The 18,433-nt window shown below is 66.5% G+C and carries 11 protein-coding genes; 6 read left to right on the top strand and 5 right to left on the bottom strand.

The window, feature by feature from the left end:
• Positions 1–37: 37 nt before the first annotated feature.
• A complete protein-coding gene (locus tag ACLBKT_RS09785) occupies positions 38–1,690 on the bottom strand; it encodes an amidohydrolase (protein ID WP_410182724.1) in 1,653 nt (550 codons plus the stop codon).
• Between the two features lie 154 nt (positions 1,691–1,844).
• On the opposite strand from ACLBKT_RS09785, the gene ACLBKT_RS09780 reads away from it, so the two are divergent.
• The 4 genes from ACLBKT_RS09780 to ACLBKT_RS09765 all read left to right on the top strand — a co-directional run bounded on the left by ACLBKT_RS09780 (position 1,845) and on the right by ACLBKT_RS09765 (position 10,755).
• Positions 1,845–3,107, top strand: a complete 1,263-nt coding sequence (locus ACLBKT_RS09780) for a threonine ammonia-lyase (RefSeq protein WP_410182723.1) — start codon at positions 1,845–1,847, stop codon at positions 3,105–3,107.
• Positions 3,108–3,315: 208 nt separating this feature from the next.
• Positions 3,316–4,173 carry an arginyltransferase gene (locus ACLBKT_RS09775; protein ID WP_410182722.1) on the top strand — a complete coding sequence of 286 codons (858 nt, stop codon included), beginning with the start codon at positions 3,316–3,318 and terminating at the stop codon, positions 4,171–4,173.
• Positions 4,142–6,523 carry an autotransporter assembly complex protein TamA gene (locus ACLBKT_RS09770; RefSeq protein WP_410182721.1) on the top strand — a complete coding sequence of 794 codons (2,382 nt, stop codon included), beginning with the start codon at positions 4,142–4,144 and terminating at the stop codon, positions 6,521–6,523. Before ACLBKT_RS09775 ends, ACLBKT_RS09770 begins: the two co-directional genes overlap by 32 nt.
• A complete protein-coding gene (locus ACLBKT_RS09765) occupies positions 6,523–10,755 on the top strand; it encodes a translocation/assembly module TamB domain-containing protein (RefSeq protein WP_410182720.1) in 4,233 nt (1,410 codons plus the stop codon). Before ACLBKT_RS09770 ends, ACLBKT_RS09765 begins: the two co-directional genes overlap by 1 nt.
• On the opposite strand, the gene ACLBKT_RS09760 is transcribed toward ACLBKT_RS09765, so the two are convergent.
• Positions 10,749–11,300 carry a lysozyme gene (locus tag ACLBKT_RS09760; protein ID WP_410182719.1) on the bottom strand — a complete coding sequence of 184 codons (552 nt, stop codon included), beginning with the start codon at positions 11,298–11,300 and terminating at the stop codon, positions 10,749–10,751. The two genes, ACLBKT_RS09765 and ACLBKT_RS09760, sit on opposite strands and share 7 nt — an antisense overlap.
• Before the next feature lie 203 nt (positions 11,301–11,503).
• Between ACLBKT_RS09760 and ACLBKT_RS09755 the strand changes: the two genes are divergently transcribed.
• Positions 11,504–11,710 carry a helix-turn-helix transcriptional regulator gene (locus tag ACLBKT_RS09755; RefSeq protein ID WP_410182718.1) on the top strand — a complete coding sequence of 69 codons (207 nt, stop codon included), beginning with the start codon at positions 11,504–11,506 and terminating at the stop codon, positions 11,708–11,710.
• Positions 11,710–12,363 carry a hypothetical protein gene (locus ACLBKT_RS09750; protein WP_410182717.1) on the top strand — a complete coding sequence of 218 codons (654 nt, stop codon included), beginning with the start codon at positions 11,710–11,712 and terminating at the stop codon, positions 12,361–12,363. The genes ACLBKT_RS09755 and ACLBKT_RS09750 overlap by 1 nt, the downstream gene beginning before the upstream one ends.
• 31 nt (positions 12,364–12,394) lie before the next feature.
• Here ACLBKT_RS09750 and ACLBKT_RS09745 read toward each other — a convergent pair whose 3' ends face one another.
• The 3 genes from ACLBKT_RS09745 to glnA form a co-directional block, all read right to left on the bottom strand.
• Positions 12,395–15,562 carry an autotransporter domain-containing protein gene (locus ACLBKT_RS09745; protein ID WP_410182716.1) on the bottom strand — a complete coding sequence of 1,056 codons (3,168 nt, stop codon included), beginning with the start codon at positions 15,560–15,562 and terminating at the stop codon, positions 12,395–12,397.
• 110 nt (positions 15,563–15,672) lie between these two features.
• Positions 15,673–16,632 carry a calcium/sodium antiporter gene (locus tag ACLBKT_RS09740; RefSeq protein WP_410182715.1) on the bottom strand — a complete coding sequence of 320 codons (960 nt, stop codon included), beginning with the start codon at positions 16,630–16,632 and terminating at the stop codon, positions 15,673–15,675.
• 373 nt (positions 16,633–17,005) lie between these two features.
• Positions 17,006–18,415, bottom strand: a complete 1,410-nt coding sequence (gene glnA, locus ACLBKT_RS09735; protein WP_410182714.1) for a type I glutamate--ammonia ligase — start codon at positions 18,413–18,415, stop codon at positions 17,006–17,008.
• Positions 18,416–18,433: the final 18 nt, after the last annotated feature.

Here is an 18,433-nt window from a genome sequence, read left to right as displayed (position 1 = left end):
CCCCATCCCGTGCGGGACGGGGAGGGACTGCGCGACACTAATCCCCCCGCACCTTCACACCGCCGATCCACACCTGAAGCACCTTGGTTTCCCGCAACGCCTCGGGCGAGGCGAAGAGCGGGTCGCGGTCGACCAGCAGGAAATCCGCCCGCTCTCCGGGCAGGAGGCGTCCGAAGCGGCCTTCAGCAAATCCGGCAAAGGCCGCGCCGGAGGTGTAGCCAGCCAGAGCCTGTTCGCGCGTCACAGTCTCTTGCGGGAACCACCCGCCGAAGGGCTCGCCCTTGGCATCGGTGCGGCTGATCGCGGCGGCCATCCCCGCGAAGGGATCGGCGGGCTCTACCGGCGCGTCCGACCCGAAGGCGAGTCTGCCGCCGACGCTGATCACAGAGCGCCACGGATAGGCGCCATCCAGCCGGTCCGGTCCCAGCCGCGCTTCGGCCATCAGCCGGTCGGAGGTCTGGTGGAGCGGCTGCATCGAGGCGATCACCCCGTGCTTGCCCAACCGCGCGATATCAGCCGGGTCGATGATCTGCGCGTGTTCGATCCGCCAGCGCCGATCGCCCGTGTAGCTCTCCGACAGCTCTTCGACCGCGGCGAGCACCTCGGCATTGGCGGCATCGCCGATCGCGTGAACGGCGGTCTGGAAATTGTCCATCGCCGCGCGGCTCATCAGGTTGCGCAGCTGCGCAGGCGTCAGCAGCGGCAGGCCCTTGGCGCCCGGATCGTCGTGATAGGGTGCCTTCAGGCTCGCCCCCCGCGATCCCAGCGCGCCGTCGAGATAGAGCTTGATCCCGCCCATGCGCAGCTTGTCGTCATAGAGCCACACGGTCGGCTCCGGCCCGGCGACGGTCTCCAGCGTCTCGAACGAATCGGCATAGGACATGATGCGGATCTGCAAGCGGCCCGCATCGCCCGCGCGGCGATAGGTCGTCCAGTCGGGCATCTTGGTGCCCATGTCGGCAACCGCCGTCACACCGTAGCCCAGCAGCACCTCTTGCGCCTTGGCAAAGGCGAGATCGCGGTCTTCGGGGCGGGGCGGGGGGACGACCTTGCCGACCAGCTGCACCGCATAATCGACAAACACGCCCGCCGGAGCGCCCTTGGCATCGCGAATGATCTTGCCGCCTTGCGGGTCCGGGGTCTTGGCGGTCACGCCTGCCGTTTTGATGGCGAGGGAGTTGCCCCAGTTGGCGTGATTATCCGCGCGTTCGAGCCACACCGGGCGGTCCGAGACCACCGCGTCGAGTTCCGCCGCCGTGGGGAAGCGGCCCAAACCCCACTTCTCCTGATTCCACCCGCGCCCGATGATCCAGGGACGACCGGGATTGGCTTCGGCAAAGGCCTTGATCTTGGCCAGCGCGTCTTCGAGCGAGGTCGTGTCCGACAGGTCCAGCGTGAGCGCGGCAAAGCCGATATCCATCACGTGGACATGCGCGTCGATCATGCCGGGGATCATCACCCGCCCTTCGCCATCCAGGCGGTAATCCACCTGCGGGCGCTTGTCGCTGCGGGTCAGGACCTGGGTGATCTTGCCATCCTCGTCGAACACGAGGCCATTGAAGCGCTTGACCTTGCCCGCTTCGTCGATCGTCACCCCGTCGACATTGTCGACCAGCGTATCCGCCCAGGCGGGCGCGGCCAGCGCGAGGGCGGATACGGCGGCAAGCGCGGTGGAAAGGGTGCGGAGCATGGCGGTCCTTGAACTTTCGGGAAAACACGTAAGGCGGCGGTGCCTATCGCTTTGCCGCCCGCTTGCCAACGGGGCTTGCCGGACTGCGGCGCATACGAAATCCGCGCAGGCCCGATTGCCCTTGCGGCTGCAAGCCTCTAATCGCCCGGTCGCTATGTCGACACAAACAGCCTCTGCCAGCCCCAAGGGTGCCGCCGCTTCGCCGGCCGACCTGACCCTCGATCACGTGCGCGCCGCTGCGGCCCGCATTCGCGGCGCGGTGGTCGAAACGCCGATGATGCGCTCGATCACGCTGTCGGAGATTACCGGCGCGGACATCTGGCTGAAGTTCGAGAACCTTCAGTTCACCGCCGCCTACAAGGAGCGCGGAGCGCTCAACGCGCTGCTGCTGCTGACCGAAGAACAGCGGTCGCGCGGGGTGATTGCGGCCTCGGCGGGCAACCACTCGCAGGGTCTCAGCTATCACGGCACCCGGCTGGGCGTGCCCGTCACCATCGTCATGCCGAAGCCCACACCGACAGTGAAGGTGATGCAGACCGAAAGCGTTGGCGGCAAGGTGCTGCTCGAAGGCGAGACCTTCGATGAAGCCTATGCCTATGCGCGCAAGCTGGAGGGCGAGCTTGGCCTGACCTTCGTCCACCCGTTCGATGATCCCGACGTGGCCGCCGGTGCGGGCACGGTCGCGCTCGAAATGCTGGACGTGAAACCCGATCTCGATTGCATCGTCACCCCGATTGGCGGGGGCGGGCTGATTTCGGGGATGGCGACGGTCGCCAAGGCACTCAACCCCGATATCGAGGTGGTGGGCGTGCAGGCGGCGCTGTTCCCCAGCATGTTCGACCGGATCAAGGGCGCGAACCTGCCGTGCGGCGGGGACACGCTGGCCGAAGGTATCGCGGTCAAGGTGCCGGGCGATTTCACGGCGAAGGTGATCGCCGAAAAGGTCGACGACATCCTGCTGGTCGATGAACCCGCGCTTGAAAAGGCGGTGGCGCTGCTGCTCCAGATCGAAAAGACCGTGGTTGAAGGCGCGGGCGCTGCGGGCCTCGCGGCGGTGCTCGGCAGCCCCAAGCGCTTCAAGGGCAAGAGCATCGGGTTGGCGCTGTGCGGCGGCAATATCGACACCCGCCTGCTCGCCAATGTGTTGCTGCGCGATCTGGCGCGGCAAGGGCGGCTGGCGCGGCTGCGGATCACCTTGCAGGATCGCCCCGGCGCGCTGTTCAAGGTGATGCGCCTGTTTGACGAGCACAACGTCAACATCATCGAAATCTACCACCAGCGCATTTTCACGACGCTGCCCGCCAAGGGCCTGATCACCGATATCGAATGCGAAGCGCGCGATGCCGAGCAGGTCGAACGGCTGGTCGAAGGCCTGCGCGCCAAGGGCTACACCGTCCAGCTCGTCGAACTGGGCTGAAAATCCGGGCCAGAAGCGCGGCGCGGGGCGCGAGATCGTCCCGCTATGCGCCTGACTGTGCGCCGTTTTGCGGCGGGTTTTGCGCGTGCTTGCACAATTCGCGATATTTTCATGGTTAAAGGACTTTTACCGGAGCACGGGTGCGGGCATAAGATTTTCTTAACGATTTCGACCTCGCGATTCAGCGCAAGAAGGACTGGCCCCACACGTGACGGCACCGATCCGCTTTCCCCGGTTCTTTGTGACCAGCCCCGCGCCGTGTCCCTATCTTCCGGGCCGGAGTGAGCGCAAGGTCTTCACCGAACTCAAGGGGCCGCACGCCGATCAGCTCAATGAAGCGCTCGGGCGGATCGGGTTCCGGCGCAGCCAGACGGTCGCCTACCGTCCGTCCTGCCTTGACTGTCAGGCCTGCGTCTCGGTGCGCGTACTGGCGACCAAGTTTCAGCCCTCGGCCACGCAGAAGCGCGATCTGAAGCGCAATAGCGATCTTATCGTCACCGAATGCCGCCCTTGGGCGACCGACGAGCAGTTCGAGCTGCTGGCCCGCTATCTCGGCCAACGCCACCCTGATGGCGGGATGTCGGCGATGGACGAGCTCGATTATGCCGACATGATCGAACACACGCCGGTCTCGACCGTGGTGACCGAATATCGCGAGCCTTTGCCCAACGGGAAGCCCGGACGGCTGGTGGGTGCCTGCCTGACCGACCGGCAGGGCGACGGGCTGTCGATGATCTATTCCTTCTACGAACCCGATCACCCGGGGCGTGCAGGGCTGGGCAATTTTATTATCCTCGATCATATTCGCCGGGCCGCGGCTGAGGCATTGCCTTACGTGTATCTCGGATATTGGGTCGAAGGCAGTCCGCGCATGCAATACAAGGTTCGCTACCGTCCCCTTGAGCGCCTGACGCGTGAGGGCTGGCTGTTGATGGAGCCGGATGAGCAGCACCGGCTGATCGCGGCGGCCACAGCGCCGCGGCAGGCGCAGGACGAAAGCCTCGTCGCAATGGGCGCGGGCGTTCGGGGCAAGGATGGCCAACCTGTCAAGTTCTCGGCCAGTTGAAGCCCAGCGGCTTCTCAAACTCGGTCTCGCCATTGTTGCCGGATTGGGTCAGGGAGCGCTGGCGTTAAGCGCCTGTCCGGCGGCCGCGCAGCAGGCTGCCCCGGACGACGAACCGCGTCCACTGCCCGCGCAGCCTCTCGAAGGTGAGGCGGAAGACACCCCTGCGCCGGCGCCGCTTTCGATCCTCGATCCTGAGCCCCAGCCCGAACCTGTGCCGCAATCGCTCGACGATCTGATCCCGGCTGACGCTGTCACCAACCCCGATACCTGGGCCGCCGCCGGGGTGGCTGATCCCTCGCCCGTGGTGGTGCCCGATAGCGCGCTGGCCGACGCCGACAGTCCGCTGTCAGATGACGCGCTGGCGGAGTTTCTGCCCCCGCCGGACCCGGCCTTGCAACCGGCGATCGATGGCATTTTCGCCGAATTCGCGCTGGAGGAGCCGCAACCACTCACGCCCGATCCCGAGCTTGAGGCGCTGGCGTCGATCGCCGCCCCGGTGCTGGGCGAATTGCCGGAACTGGCGGAAACCAAGATCGGCAACACGCTGGTGCTCGCGCTGCCGGCCGCCGCCGATGCCTTCCCTGAGAAGGACGAGTTCGTCGAACGCTTCAAGGATCTGTCGACCTTGCGCGAATACGACGATGGCGAGGAATCGCGCCCTCAGGTCGCCGCGCGCGCCCGTGCCGACGAGGAGCTGCTCGGCGATATCCTGCGCACCTATGGCTATTACGATGGCGAGGTGGTGCGCCAGCTTTCGGGTGGTCGGCGCGCGGGCAACAATTCCGACGAAGCCGAACGGGCCGCCGAAGATGCGGCACGCGAGCCGAGCGTCCGCTTCGATATTCTGCCCGGCCCGCGGTACAGTTTCGGCCGGATTGATCTCGGCGCGCTGCCGGCCCTCCCTGAACCTGACGCCACGCGCCTGACCGCCGCCTTCGGGATCAAGCGGGGCGACCCGCTCTATGCCGACCGCATTATCGAGCGGGAGCTGGAACTGCGCGTTGCGTTGGGTGAAAGCGGCTATCCCTTCGCCGAAGTGGACGAGCCCGAATTGCTGATCGATCACGCCCGGACCGAAGGCGATCTGTCGCTGCTGGTTCAACCGGGCGGAAAGTTCGTGTTCGGCGAAGTCGTCAGCGCCGACCCCGGCTTCCTGTCCGGCCGACACCTTTCGCGCATCGCCCGCTTTGATGAAGGCGACGTGTTCCAGCAAAGCCTTGAGACCGACCTGCGCCGCGCGATCATCGCGACCGGCCTCGTCTCCAGCGTGACCGTCACCCCGCGCGAAACCCGCGCGCCGCAGGATGGGCAGCCGGGGGAGGTCGCGCTCGACGTTGCCTTTGAACGCGCGCCTTTGCGCACCATCGCGGGCGCGATCGGCTACGGGACCGAGGATGGCTTCAAGGTTGAAGGCCGGTGGGAACATCGCAACCTGTTCCCGCCCGAAGGCGCGCTGCGGCTGCGCGGTATCCTCGGCACCCGTGAGGCGCTGGCGAGCGTCGGCATCCGCCGCAACAATTTCCGCGGGCGCGATCAGGTGCTGACCGTTGATGTCTTCGGCAGCGACATCACCACGCAGGCGGTGGACTCGCGTGGCTTCGGGACCCGGGCGACATTCGAGAAGGTGTCGAACATCCTGTTCCAGAAGCCGCTCAGCTGGCAAATCGGCGGCGAGCTGCTCTACACCGATGAACGCAGCCGGACGGTGCGCGATGCGCCCGGCATCCCCCTGCCGCGCCGCACCTTCCTCATCGGCGGGCTGTTCGGCAGCGTGACGCTGGATGGCAGCGACGATCTGCTCGATCCGAGCGAAGGTTACCGCGCCACCCTGTTCCTCGCGCCCGAAGCATCGCGCTCGGAAGGCAGCCAGACGTTCTATCTGCGCTCGCAAGCCGATGCGAGTTACTACAAGTCGATCGGATCGACGGTGCTCGCAACCCGCGTGCGGGCGGCGACGATCGTGGGCGCGGGCTTCGACGATATCGCGCCGTCCCGCCGGCTCTATGCCGGGGGCGGCGGTTCGGTGCGGGGTTATGGCTTCCAGGGCGTTGGCCCGCGCAATGATCGCGGCGAATCCACCGGCGGTGCGTCGCTGCTCGAATTCTCGCTCGAAGCGCGGATTGAAACGCCGCTGTTCGATGGCGCGGTGGAAGTGGTGCCGTTCTTCGATGCGGGCACCGTGGGACTGGGCAGCACGCCCGACTTCCGCTTTGTTCGCTACGGTGCGGGCGTCGGCCTGCGCTACAAGACCACCTTCGGCCCGATCCGCGTCGATGTGGCGACACCGATCAACCCGACCGAGTTCGATAGCCCGGTGGTGGTCTATGTCAGTCTGGGCCAGGCGTTCTGATGGCCGACGATACCGCCATCCCGCCCGACATCGCGCCGCCCGCACACCCGTCTCGCGCGCGGCGCTGGGGCAAGCGGCTCGGCTGGGCGCTGGCGATTATCCTCGCGCCGTTCCTCCTCACCGCGCTGTTTCTGGCGACCCCGATTGGCAAGCGCTTCATCGCCGATCAGATCGCAGCCGTCGCTCCGGCCTCGGGCCTGCGCTTTACGGTCGGGCGGATCGAGGGTGATATCTACTCGCAGGCCGTCCTGCGCAGCGTCACGGTCAGCGACCCCAAGGGCGCCTTTCTGACGATACCCGTTGTGCGGCTCGACTGGCGGCCGCTGAACTGGCTGTGGACCGGGCTCGATATCCGCGAAGTCACTGCACAGCGTGGCCGGCTGACGCGGCTGCCTGAGCTGCTGCCCGGCGATCCCGATGCGCCGCTGCTGCCCGATTTCGATATCCGGGTGGACAAGCTCGTGGTCGAGGATCTGGTGATCGCCAAAGGGCTCGCCACCCCGCGGGACGAGCGCGCCAATCTCACCGCACAGGTCGATATCAGGCAAGGCCGTGCGCTTATTGATGCCAAGGCGCGGCTGGGGGCGCAGGATCGGATCGCGCTGCTGCTCGATGCCGAGCCTGATGGCGACCGCTTCGAACTCGCCGGAGACGCGCGTGCACCCGCAGGCGGGGTGCTGGCCGGGCTCGCGGGGCTGGAGACGGGCTATGTGGGCCGGATTGTCGGCGATGGCACGTGGAAACGCTGGCGCGGCGCAGCCGTGGTGCGGCCCAGCAGCGCTGAAGGCGCACCGCCGCTCGCCGCCTTCCGCATCAGCAATGACGCAGGCACCTACGGTGTGCTCGGGCAATTGCGCGCGGGGTTGGGTGACGGCACGTTTACCGGCCGCGCGCTGGGCGAGACCCTGTCACTGGCGGCCCGCTTCCAGCTTGAGAACAGTGTGGTCGAGGGCCGCGCGGCCGCCGTTTCCCCCGCGCTCGATCTGCGGGCGGCGGGCGTCGTCAACCTCGCCGACAAGGTGGTCGACGGCGCGCGGGTGTGGCTCGCCCTGCGCGATCCCGATCTGTTGGGTGAGACCGTGCGGATCGAAGGCGGACAGCTGGCCGCGAATCTCGTGGGTGCCTTCGATGACCTTGCGATCAAGCACGAAATCGCCGTGGCAAAACTCACCGCCTCGGGCGTCACCGCCACCGGGCTTGCGCAGGACGGCGCTGCGCGGTTCGACGGGACAGTGCTCAGCCTGCCCCTGGCGCTCACGGCCGCGCGGGTGACGACCGGCAATGCCTTTGCCGATCCCCGGCTTGTGAAGGGCCGCGCCAATGGCATGCTGACCTATGACACCGCTGCTCAGAAGCTCGCGATTGACCGCACCCAGATCGTCTTCCCGGGGCTTGAGGCGACACTCGCCCTGCGCGGCGATATCGGCGCAGGGGCCTATGCCATCGCCGGGCCGGTCGCGGCCAGCCGCCTCGCCATCGAGGGCGCGGGCGATGTGACCGCCAATGCCAAGATCCTCGCCAAGTTTGGTCCCTCCATCCCGTGGAGCCTGCGCGCCAATCTGGCCGGTGTGCTGAGCCGGATCGGCAATGCCACCATCGTCAACCTCGCCGGCGAGCAGGTGCGCTTCAAGGGCGAGCTTGGCATGGGTGCAGGCCAGCCGATCGTGCTGCGCAACACGGTGATCACCGCACCGCGCCTCAATGCGCGGCTTGACAGCAGGGTTGTGACCGGCGGCGGCGTGACCCGCACCGTGCTCGCTGGAAGCGGGCGGCAGGCGCAGTATGGTCCGTTCAGCTTCGATGCCGAGATCGCAGCGGACGGCCCGCGCGCGGTGCTGGTGCTGGCCGATCCCTTGCCCGCCGCAGGCCTGAAGGATGTCCGTATCGCCCTTGCTCCCAGCGAGCAGGGCTTCGGGCTCGACGTGGCGGGCGGATCGCTGCTCGGCCCGTTTGACGGTGCGCTGCAATTGATCCTGCCCGCCAACGCCCCGACGCGCGTGATGATTGACCGGTTGGAGGTCTATCGCACCACCGTCACCGGCGAAGTGGTGCTGGCCGATGCGGGGCCTTCGGGCGATCTGCGTCTCGCTGGCGGCGGCGTGAACGGCACGGTCGCCTTCCGCCCGCAGCCGGGCGATGCGATCGGCTTTGCTGTCGATCTCGCTGCCCGCAATGCGCGGTTCGGCGGAGAGACCCCGATCAGCATCACCCGCGCCGATATCGCCGCGACGGGGCGCTATGATGATGGCAACACCAGTGTCGACGCCGATATTTCTGCGGCCGGACTGGAATATGGCGGGTTGAGCCTTGCCAACCTCACCGCCAAGGCCGCGATTGCCAATGGGCGCGGGAAGGTGACGGGCACGGTTGCCGGACGACGGGCGGACCGTTTCGCGCTCAACTTTGACGCGAATGTTGCGCCGAACCAGATCGCGGCGGCCGCGCGGGGGCAATATGGCAACGCCCAGATCACCATGCCGCGCCGCGCGGTGCTGACCGCGCTGGACGGCGGCGGGTGGAGCCTTGCCCCCTCGCAGGTCGGCTTCGGCGGCGGCTTTGCCATTGCCCAAGGCACCTTCGGCGCAGGTGCGACCGAATTGCAGGTCAAGCTCGCCCGGATGCCGTTGCGGCTGCTCGATCTGGCGGGGGCCGATCTGGGTCTGGGCGGACGTCTGACCGGGGTGATCGATTACCGCCAGCAGGGCCGCGCCCCGCCGACTGCCACTGCGCGGGGGCGGATCGACCGCTTCAGCCGGGCGGGGCTGGTCTTGTCCTCCAAGCCGATCAACGTGCTTGGCGTGGTCGACTTGTCGGCGGAACGGATGACGGCAGCCGCGCGGCTGTTCGAGGGTGACGCGCGGCGCGGCGACATTGCGCTGCGGATCGATGGCTTGGCACAGGATGGCGCGCTGACGGATCGGCTGATGCGCGGACGGCTCGGCGCGCGGCTGGCGTTTGACGGCGCGGCGGAGACCTTGTGGCGCCTCGCCGCAATCGAGGCCTTCGATCTCTCCGGCCCGCTGCGCCTCGCCGCGCGGGCGACCGGCACGCTCGCCGACCCGCGGATCACCGGCACGCTCGCCAGCGATGACCTGACCGTTGAGAGTGCGCTCACCGGCACGCGGGTCACCAATGTCACCGCGCGCGGGCGCTTTGCCGGATCGCGGCTGGAGCTAGTGCGCTTTGCCGGCGCGACGGCAGGCGGCGGGACAATCAGCGGGAGCGGCACGGTCGATCTCGCGGGCATCAGCGCCGCGCGCGGGCCGCAGCTCGATCTGCGCGCGTCGGTGAAGGATGCGCGTCTGCTCAATGCCAACGGGCTTGAGGCGACGATCACCGGCCCCTTGCGGATCGTCTCCAACGGGCTGGGCGGAACGATTGCCGGGCGCGTCAACATCAACCGCGCCCGCTGGGCGCTGGGCATCGCGGCCGAGGATGTCGCCCTGCCGCGCATCGCCACGCGCGAGATCAATGACGAGGACGGCCGCACCCGCGCGCAGGTTTCGGGCCGCGAGGCGTCATGGCGCTACCTTGTCAACGCCAGCGCGCCCAATCGGGTCGCGGTCGAAGGGCTTGGGCTGGAAAGCGAATGGGGCATCGACATCGCGCTGCGCGGCACGGTCGATGATCCGCGCATCGGCGGAACCGCCAAGCTGGTGCGCGGCGACTACACCTTTGCCGGCACCCGCTTCGAGCTTACCCGCGGCCGGATCCTGTTCGACGTGGGCGAGCCGATCAACCCGCGGCTCGACGTGTTGGCCGAGACCGCCAAGAACGGCACCAATGTCGACATCGCGATCACCGGCAATGCCCAGTCGCCCAGTATTGCCTTTTCCAGCGATCCCGCGCTGCCAGAGGAAGAAATCCTCGCGCGCCTGCTGTTCGGCGGATCGGTGACGTCGCTGTCAGCGACCGACGCGGTGCAGCTTGCAGCCGCACTGGCGGCCCTGCAGGGCGGCGGCGGCGGGCTCGATCCGATCGGCAGCCTGCGACGCTCCATCGGGCTCGATCAGCTGCGCATCATCAGCGCCGATCCCCTCATCGGGCGCGGCACCGGCATTGCCATTGGCAAGAACATCACCCGCGACATCTACGTCGAGCTGGTGACGGACGGGCGCGGGTACAGCGCCACTCAGATCGAGTACCGCATCACCAGCTGGCTCGCGCTGCTGGGCACCGTCTCGACCATCGGGCGCGATTCGGTGCTTGTGCAGGTATCGCGCGATTACTGAGAATAGCGTTCGGCCTCCGCCGCACGGCGACGCACAAGGCCTTTGAGCACTCTGCCTCCCGCCCGGTTCCAGCGGGCGAATTCGCGCGCGGCGCCCTGATGATCGCCAGCGATATGCTTCCGCGTCAGTGTGGCGCGGGTAATCGCGCCGGTATTGTAGTGGAAGCTGACCAGTGCATCGAACTGCGACTGCGTGGTGGGGGCGGTGCCAATCGCCGCGGACACCTCGGCGGCGAAGCGCGAGAGATCCTGCTCCAGCCGCGCGTCACATTGCGCCTGCGTCCAGCACGTGCCGGGGCCGATCATCCCGCCGCCAAAGCTGTCACGCCCCGTCGCGCCCCAGCCGATGGTCCACGGCGCGCCGCCGGTGCCGGGATCGGGATAGGCCTCCACCAAGCCGTCAGACCGCAGCCGGGCGCAGCCTTCGAACCGCTTGATCAGCGCGATCCCCGCCTGACTGACGCCCTGCTGTGTCGCCGCTGCGGCCGGCAGTGCAGCGAGCTTGCGCATCAGGGCCAGCAGCGAGGTTGACGGTTGATCGGTCATGGCAGGGCCTCCGCTTGCAGGTGAGGCCGGGCAATTAGGCACGCTTGCGGCGGGTAGGAAAATGGATTCTCGCACAGGGTGACAAGAGCTCTTGACTGACAAGAGTTCTTGTCTGTAAAGAGCTCTTGTCAGGGCTGAGGCGAGTCGCAGCAGAGCGCAGGCAACCGCCAAGGCCCCTCAATGTCTCGCCGGTCAGGAACCACGTGGAAAATCGTCTGAAACATTACCGCGAAGCGCAAGGCTGGAGTCAGGGCGAGCTTGCCCGTCGGCTTGGCGTATCGCGGCAGACGATCAACGCGGTCGAGACCGACAAATATGATCCCTCGCTGCCATTGGCGCTGCGCATGGCGCGGCTGTTCGCAGTGGAAGTGCCGGAGTTGTTCATCGATCACTGGGAGCCTGAAGCGTGATGACCGATAACCCGACGTCCTCCACCCCCCGCTGGGTGCGCAAGCTGCTGATCCCGGCCCTGATCGGCGGGGTCGCGGGCTTTGCCGCGAGCGCGGGGATGTTGCAATTCATCGACAGTTCGGCGGTCGGCGGGCTGGACCTTTCGGCCACGATCGCGGCGCTGGTGGGCGTGCTCTATATCGTGATGGGGTTCGGCGTCGCCTTTGGTAGCGCCACTCCGCAGGTCGGCGCGAAGTTCCTCAATGTCGAGGATGCCGACGAGCTGCGCGAACAGAAGAAGGTGCTCGGCCTGTCCGGCGTGGCCATGCTGCTGTGGGGTGCGGCGCTCGCCGCGCTGGCGCTGGCAGCCCCTGGTGGCCCGGTGCCGCAGGGGATTGCGCTGGCGGCCGGTCTCGCCGGACTAGGCATCGGGACCGTGCTGTCGATTCAGGTCTACCGCGCGTCGGACGAGCTGATGCTGGCGGTCAATCTGGAAGGCGGGGCCCTGAGTTACTGGCTGGTCTTCGTGGTGGTGGGGGGCTGGGCGATGCTGGCGCACCTCGGCTATATCGCCGGGCCTGCGCCGCTCGATCTGCTGAGCCTGTTCTATGTGCTGGTGCTGGTGGCGAGCTTCATTGCCATCGGCCGGCGCGGGATGCTGACGATCCGCTGATCGCGCGCGGTTTCAGGGTCTCCCCCGCCGGTCAGAAGCGATAGGTCGCCGTGCCGCGGAACACCTGCGCATCGGCATTGTCGCGGCCGATGGTGGTGTCAGCGCCGATTGTGAATTGAAGCGGGCCATGGCCGACGGTCGCGCTGATCCCGACTTCACCCCAGGTGTGGTCAGCCGTGTCGAGCACGAAGGTCGCATTCGGTCCGACGCCCGAGACAAAGTTCGCACCGAGCAACTGCGGGCCATCCGCGAACTCCCACACCAGCTGGGCATTGGCGTTGACCGCGATGCCCTTGCCCAGCTTTTCGTAAGCGAAGCCGGCACGCGCCTGCTTGCTCTCGAAAGTCTCGCGTGCGGCGGCGAGGCCGAGTGTCCCGCCACGTTCCTGCACAGTGCCGAGATTGACGCTGGCAAACCGGCCCTCAATGCCCGGCGAGACGGTGCCGATGCGGCTTTTCAGGTCATAGGAGATCCCCACAGCGCCCGAGACCAGCAGATCGTCCGAGGAGGATTTGAGTGTCTGCGATGTGCCGAGGAACTGCACGGCGCGGCGGGTGTCGAAGTCCATGCTGCCCATGCTGAACTGAGCGTCGATGACCGGGCCGCCCGCAACAGCATGGCGCAGATAGAGCGAGGCCGCATAGGTTTCACTCTTCACCCGCTGACTGAGCGGAACCTCGGCTTCGAGCGCGTTGTAGGTGCCTGACAGCCCCACCATCGTGTTGTCGCCCGGGTAGAATTCGATTCCGCCCCCGATGAAATAGCCCGAGATGTCGGTCTTCGGAGTGACGCCGGGCAGGCTGTCGGCCTTGGCGGAGACATAGCCGCCAGACAGGAACATGCCGACATTCTCCGGCAGGTTGGTCTCGGACAAATTGGTGGTCACAGCGCCGTCCTGCATCGCCATCAGCGCGCCGCCGAGCGGTTGGCCCACCGGCGCGAGGCTCATCTGCGCCAGAGCGAGCGGACGCCCCGTGACAGCGACCCTTCCGCCCGCCCGCGCCTTGTCCGCTTCCCGCAACCGCGCGGCGTTGAGGTTCTGAAGCAGGTTGAGCGACTGGGCCGCAAGCGATCGCACCGCCTGCTCGTTGACGGGCGCAAGGCCCTTGAAGGTGCTGCGGATCGTATCGACTGCGGCGAAATCGAGGCCATAGAGGCGCTCCAGCGATGCGTTCGAACGGTTCTGGTCGAGCAGCTGCGCGTAGGCGGCCTGAACCGGATCATCGCCATCGATCACCGTGGTGTAGCTCGCCGCGCTGAATGCCATCAGCACCGCATTGGGCTGATAGATGAAGCGCTGGCTGATGATCGCCGAGATCGAACGGGGCGTGAAGGTGCCGGTCACGCCGCCGGTGCCCGTGACGATGGTATAGCGCTCGTCAGAGCCGTTGACCCGCCCGATCACCGGGGCGCTGGTGTTCACCACGCCGCCAACATTGGCGATGCCGGTGACAGCGAGCCTGTCTGACACGCCACCGCTGCCAAGGTCGACATGGAACTGCGCACCCGACGACAGCACCAGATTGCCGTCAATCGTCAGCGTGCCGATCGTGCCCGTCGTGCCGGGCGAGAGCACGCCCGTCACATTGGTCAGGAACGGCGCGGTGAGCGTGCCGGTGCCTTCGAGCATTCCGGCAAACAGCGTGTAATCGCCGACCGAGGTGATGCCGCCATTGGCGTTCACCCGCCCGCCGAACTGGTTGATGTCGATCAGCGCGGTAAGATCGCCCGCCGCGTTGATCGCCAACTCGGCATTGCCGCGCAACGTCAGCCGGTCGATGGTGACATCGCTGCTGAGCGTGGTGGTCCCATCGTGGCTGAGCGTGACGTCGAAATAGCGCGGATCGACCCGTACCGTCGCAGTGGTGACAGGGTCGATATTCCTCGGCACGAAGCCGCTCGCCCCCGGCAGGCCATTGGCCAGCGTGGGGGCGGGCAGGGTGCCCGGGTCCGCACCGGATTCGTTGGCCGCGAGATTGGTGCATTGGGCGTCGGGAGTGCCGAACACAGGGCAGATAACGCCGAATTCGCCGCCGGTTGCGTCACGGCCGCGCTCCGGTGTGGTGGGCAGGCCATTCACCACCTGACCCTGCGCATTGATCACCCGGACCATCGGGTCGAGCTGCGTGACCCAGTGGTTGGCGTCCTCCCAATTGCCGTTGCCCGCCTTGGCGGCGACATAGCGGTAGGGGTTATTCGCGGTGATATATTGCCAGTAGAGCGACAGCGGCTGGTAGAAGCTTGTGGTGCCGAGCGAGCTGAACGGCTGGCTGGAGCCGAAGAAGCGCGAGCCGCCCGACAGGACTCCGATCACCAGATCTTCGCTCGAAAGGGCGTTGTTGGCCGCATCGAGGATCAGCGGGCTGCCCGAATCTCCGCCCGCCGTGATGCCTTCGTTGGGAAGGGCATCGTCACGATAGATGTTGAAGTCGCGCGCGGCGTCACGATTCTGGGAATCGAAGTCGATCTGGTAGAGGTTTTGCGGGAAGGTCGGCGGATTGGGGCCGATGATGACGTTGTCGCGATCATCGAGCGAGAAGAACCCGCCCAGCATATTCTCGGCCGCGCGGCGGCGCCAGTCGATGCCGAGCACGGCGCCCTGCACTGCGTTGCCGGTCGCGCCGTAGCCGACGATGTTCACGTGATAGCCGGTGCCGCGGACCGGATCACTGGTCGTTGGCGCGGGCAGGGTGCTGAACAGCAGCGCCCAGGTCGGGATGCCGACCGCCGGCGTGTCGAGGCTGGCGAGGGCGATGTCGGCCTCGATGAAGCCGAGGCCAAAGGCGGCCTCGGTCGAACGCGGATTCCAGACTATGCGGTTGACGTTGAACACTGCCAGATCAGGATTGCTGGCGAAGTTGTTGGCGAGCCAGTTCTGGAAGCCCGGGAGCGCGTTGACGTTGAACGACCATGCGGCCGGGACACCGTCGGGGTTGTACTGCTCTTCGGGGATGTCATTCACGCAATGCGCCGCGAACAGCACGGCGCGCGGGTTGATCAGCGAGCCCGTGCACACGAAACCGTCAGCGCGGTAAAACATGCCGACCCCGCGGTATGCGTCGGCATTGTCGATGATATCGGCGGAGGTCTTGTCTTCGTTCGGCACCACGGCCCGCGCAGGGGCGGCGGCCATCATCGCGACCGCGGCACAGGCCGTGCCCGTCAACAATCGGCGGTTGCGGGGCAGCGGAACGCTCAAGCGGGTGTTTCCTCAAGGCAGCAGATCGAACCGCCGAACGCTCCTTGGTTATCGCAGCAAGATATTATTACAATTGTCTTTTCATCGGGGGTAGGCCTTGCACCCCTGCCTTAGCGGGTCGCAAGGAACAGCGTGTAGCCGACATAGAGCGCCACCAGCACGCCGCCCTCGATCCGCGTGAGCCGCCAGCCACTGCGCAATTGGGCGAGGAGCAGGAGCGTCACGCCGAGCATCACCCAGATATCGAAGCTGGCGATCTCGGCCGGCACGGCGATCGGCTTGATGACGGCGGTCATCCCGAGGATGCCGAGGACATTGTAGATGTTGGAGCCGACGATATTGCCGAGCGCCACGTCCTCGTGCTTGCGCAGCACCGCGATGACGCAGGCGATCAGCTCGGGCAGGCTGGTGCCGACCGCGACCACGGTGAGGCCGATCACGCTCTCCGAAACACCGGCAGCGCTCGCCAGCACGGTCGCGCCGTCGACCAGCAGGCCTGCGCCAAAGATTGCGGCGGCAAGCCCCGCCACGATCATGCCGCCAAGGATCACCGGGCCGGTATTGGGCGGGACGGGGCGGTCTTCCGCCTCGGCCTCGTGGCGCGCGCCTTCAGGGCAGGGCGCGGCGCTTTCGGATTTGTAGGCGTACCAGACATAGCCGGCGAGGCAGGCGATCAAGGCCAGACCGACGACCGGCCCGATCACGCCAAGCATCACCGCGCCGGTGCACAGCAGCGCCGATCCGCCCAGCGCGATCGCGTCACGCTGGAAGGCGGCCGGATTGACGTTGAGCGGCAGGATCAGCGCCGACACGCCAAGGATGAACAGGATGTTGGCGATGTTCGACCCCACGACATTGCCGATGGCGATGCCCGGCGATCCGGCCAGTGCCGCCTGCACGCTGGTCGCCAGTTCGGGGGTCGAGGTGCCGAAGCCGACGATCGTCAACCCCGCCAGCAACGGCGAAATGCCAAGCCGCGCCGCCATGCCCACGGCGCCGCGCACCAGCAATTCGCCGCCCAGCGCGAGCAGCACAAGGCCACCGGCCACCAACAGGATCGAATGGGTCATTGTGTTCCCTGATTACGTTTCTCGCCGGTGCCTTAGCGCTTCGGGTACGGCCAGTGAAGCGCGGTATCGCATTCTCTCGGCTCCGGGCTGGCGCATGGGGCCGCTTGGCACAAGCGGCCGTTGCGCGAGCGAACTCACCCCCCCCCCCCCCTCGCCGTCAGCCCAGCTTTCGCTGGCATGACGAGAAAGGCAGCTCCCCAGCCACTCCCCGCCATTCAGCCTCCGCAGCGCAGCGCCTGAGCGCTGACGAACACTGCCGTCACGAAAAAAGCGGCGATAATGCCATACAAAAAGGCCGCCCGGTTTCCCGGACGGCCTTGATGATATGCGGCGCAAGGTCCCGGCGCAGGGCCAGGCGCCCCGCGCCCGGAGATTACATCGAGTAATACATGTCGAATTCGACCGGGCAGGGGGTGGTTTCGGTGCGGATCACCTCTTCCCACTTCAGCTCGGCATAGGCTTCGATCTGGTCCTTGGTGAACACGTCGCCCTTGAGCAGGAATTCGTGATCGGCGGCCAGTGCATCGAGCGCCTCACGAAGCGAACCGCACACGGTCGGCACTTCGGCGAGTTCGGCCGGCGGCAGATCGTAGAGGTTCTTGTCCATCGCCTCGCCCGGGTGGATCTTGTTCTCGATCCCGTCGAGCCCGGCCATCAGCAGCGCCGAATAGCACAGGTAGGGGTTGGCCATCGCGTCGGGGAAGCGGAATTCCACGCGCTTGGCCTTGTCGCCCGTACCATAGGGGATGCGGCACGAGGCCGAACGGTTGCGCGCCGAATAGGCCAGCAACACCGGCGCTTCGAAGCCCGGCACCAGCCGCTTGTAGCTGTTGGTGGTCGGATTGGTGAAGGCGTTCAGGGCCTTGGCGTGCTTGATCACGCCGCCGATGAAGTAGAGGCACATTTCCGACAGGCCGGCGTATTCGTTGCCGGCGAACATCGGCTTGCCATCCTTCCAGATCGAGATGTGGGTGTGCATCCCTGATCCATTGTCGGCCTTGATCGGCTTGGGCATGAAGGTCGCGGTCTTGCCGTAGGCATGGGCGACCTGATGCACGACATACTTGTAGATCTGCATCCGGTCAGCGGTCTGCACCAGCTTGCCGAAAGTCAGGCCCAGCTCATGCTGGGCGGCGGCGACTTCGTGGTGGTGCTTGTCGCAGGGCAGACCCATTTCGAGCATGGTCGAAACCATCTCGGCGCGGATGTCGACCGCAGAGTCGACCGGCGCGACCGGGAAGTAACCGCCCTTGGCACGCGGGCGGTGGCCCATGTTGCCGTTCTCGTACTCCTTGCTGGTGTTGCCCGGCAGTTCGATGTCGTCGATCGCGAAGCCCGAACCGGCATAGCCGTCTTCAAAGCGCACGTCGTCGAACATGAAGAATTCGGCTTCGGGGCCGACATAGACGGTGTCACCAATGCCGGTCGACTGGAGATAGGCTTCCGCGCGCTTGGCGGTGGTGCGCGGATCGCGGCTGTACCAGTCGCCGGTCGAAGGTTCGACGATGTCGCAGTTGATGATCAGCATCGGCGTGGCGCTGAAGGGATCGATCCAGGTCTCGCTGAGATCGGGCTTCAGGATCATGTCGGATTCGTTGATGGCCTTCCAGCCGGCGATCGACGAACCGTCGAACATCAACCCGTCCTCAAGCTCGTCTTCGCCCATGACGCTGGCGACCATGGTGAGGTGCTGCCACTTGCCCTTGGGGTCCGTGAAGCGCAGATCGACCCACTCGATTTCCTCGTCCTTGATCAGCTTCAGGACGTCTTTTGCTTTCGACATTTGTGTAGTGCCTCCGAG

This window comes from Erythrobacter sp. W302b (genome assembly GCF_046452395.1).
In the GTDB taxonomy this organism is placed as follows: Bacteria; Pseudomonadota; Alphaproteobacteria; order Sphingomonadales; family Sphingomonadaceae; genus Erythrobacter.
This window is presented reverse-complemented; position numbering and strand designations above follow the sequence as displayed.

What these genes read in the sequence shown, in the direction of transcription:
- ACLBKT_RS09750 (WP_410182717.1), top strand. Translation starts at nt 11,710, where the DNA reads ATGACCGATAACCCGACGTCCTCCACCCCCCGCTGGGTGCGCAAGCTG.
- ACLBKT_RS09785 (WP_410182724.1), bottom strand. Translation starts at nt 1,690, where the DNA reads ATGCTCCGCACCCTTTCCACCGCGCTTGCCGCCGTATCCGCCCTCGCG.
- ACLBKT_RS09765 (WP_410182720.1), top strand. Translation starts at nt 6,523, where the DNA reads ATGGCCGACGATACCGCCATCCCGCCCGACATCGCGCCGCCCGCACAC.
- ACLBKT_RS09740 (WP_410182715.1), bottom strand. Translation starts at nt 16,632, where the DNA reads ATGACCCATTCGATCCTGTTGGTGGCCGGTGGCCTTGTGCTGCTCGCG.
- ACLBKT_RS09760 (WP_410182719.1), bottom strand. Translation starts at nt 11,300, where the DNA reads ATGACCGATCAACCGTCAACCTCGCTGCTGGCCCTGATGCGCAAGCTC.
- glnA (WP_410182714.1), bottom strand. Translation starts at nt 18,415, where the DNA reads ATGTCGAAAGCAAAAGACGTCCTGAAGCTGATCAAGGACGAGGAAATC.
- ACLBKT_RS09780 (WP_410182723.1), top strand. Translation starts at nt 1,845, where the DNA reads ATGTCGACACAAACAGCCTCTGCCAGCCCCAAGGGTGCCGCCGCTTCG.
- ACLBKT_RS09770 (WP_410182721.1), top strand. Translation starts at nt 4,142, where the DNA reads ATGGCCAACCTGTCAAGTTCTCGGCCAGTTGAAGCCCAGCGGCTTCTC.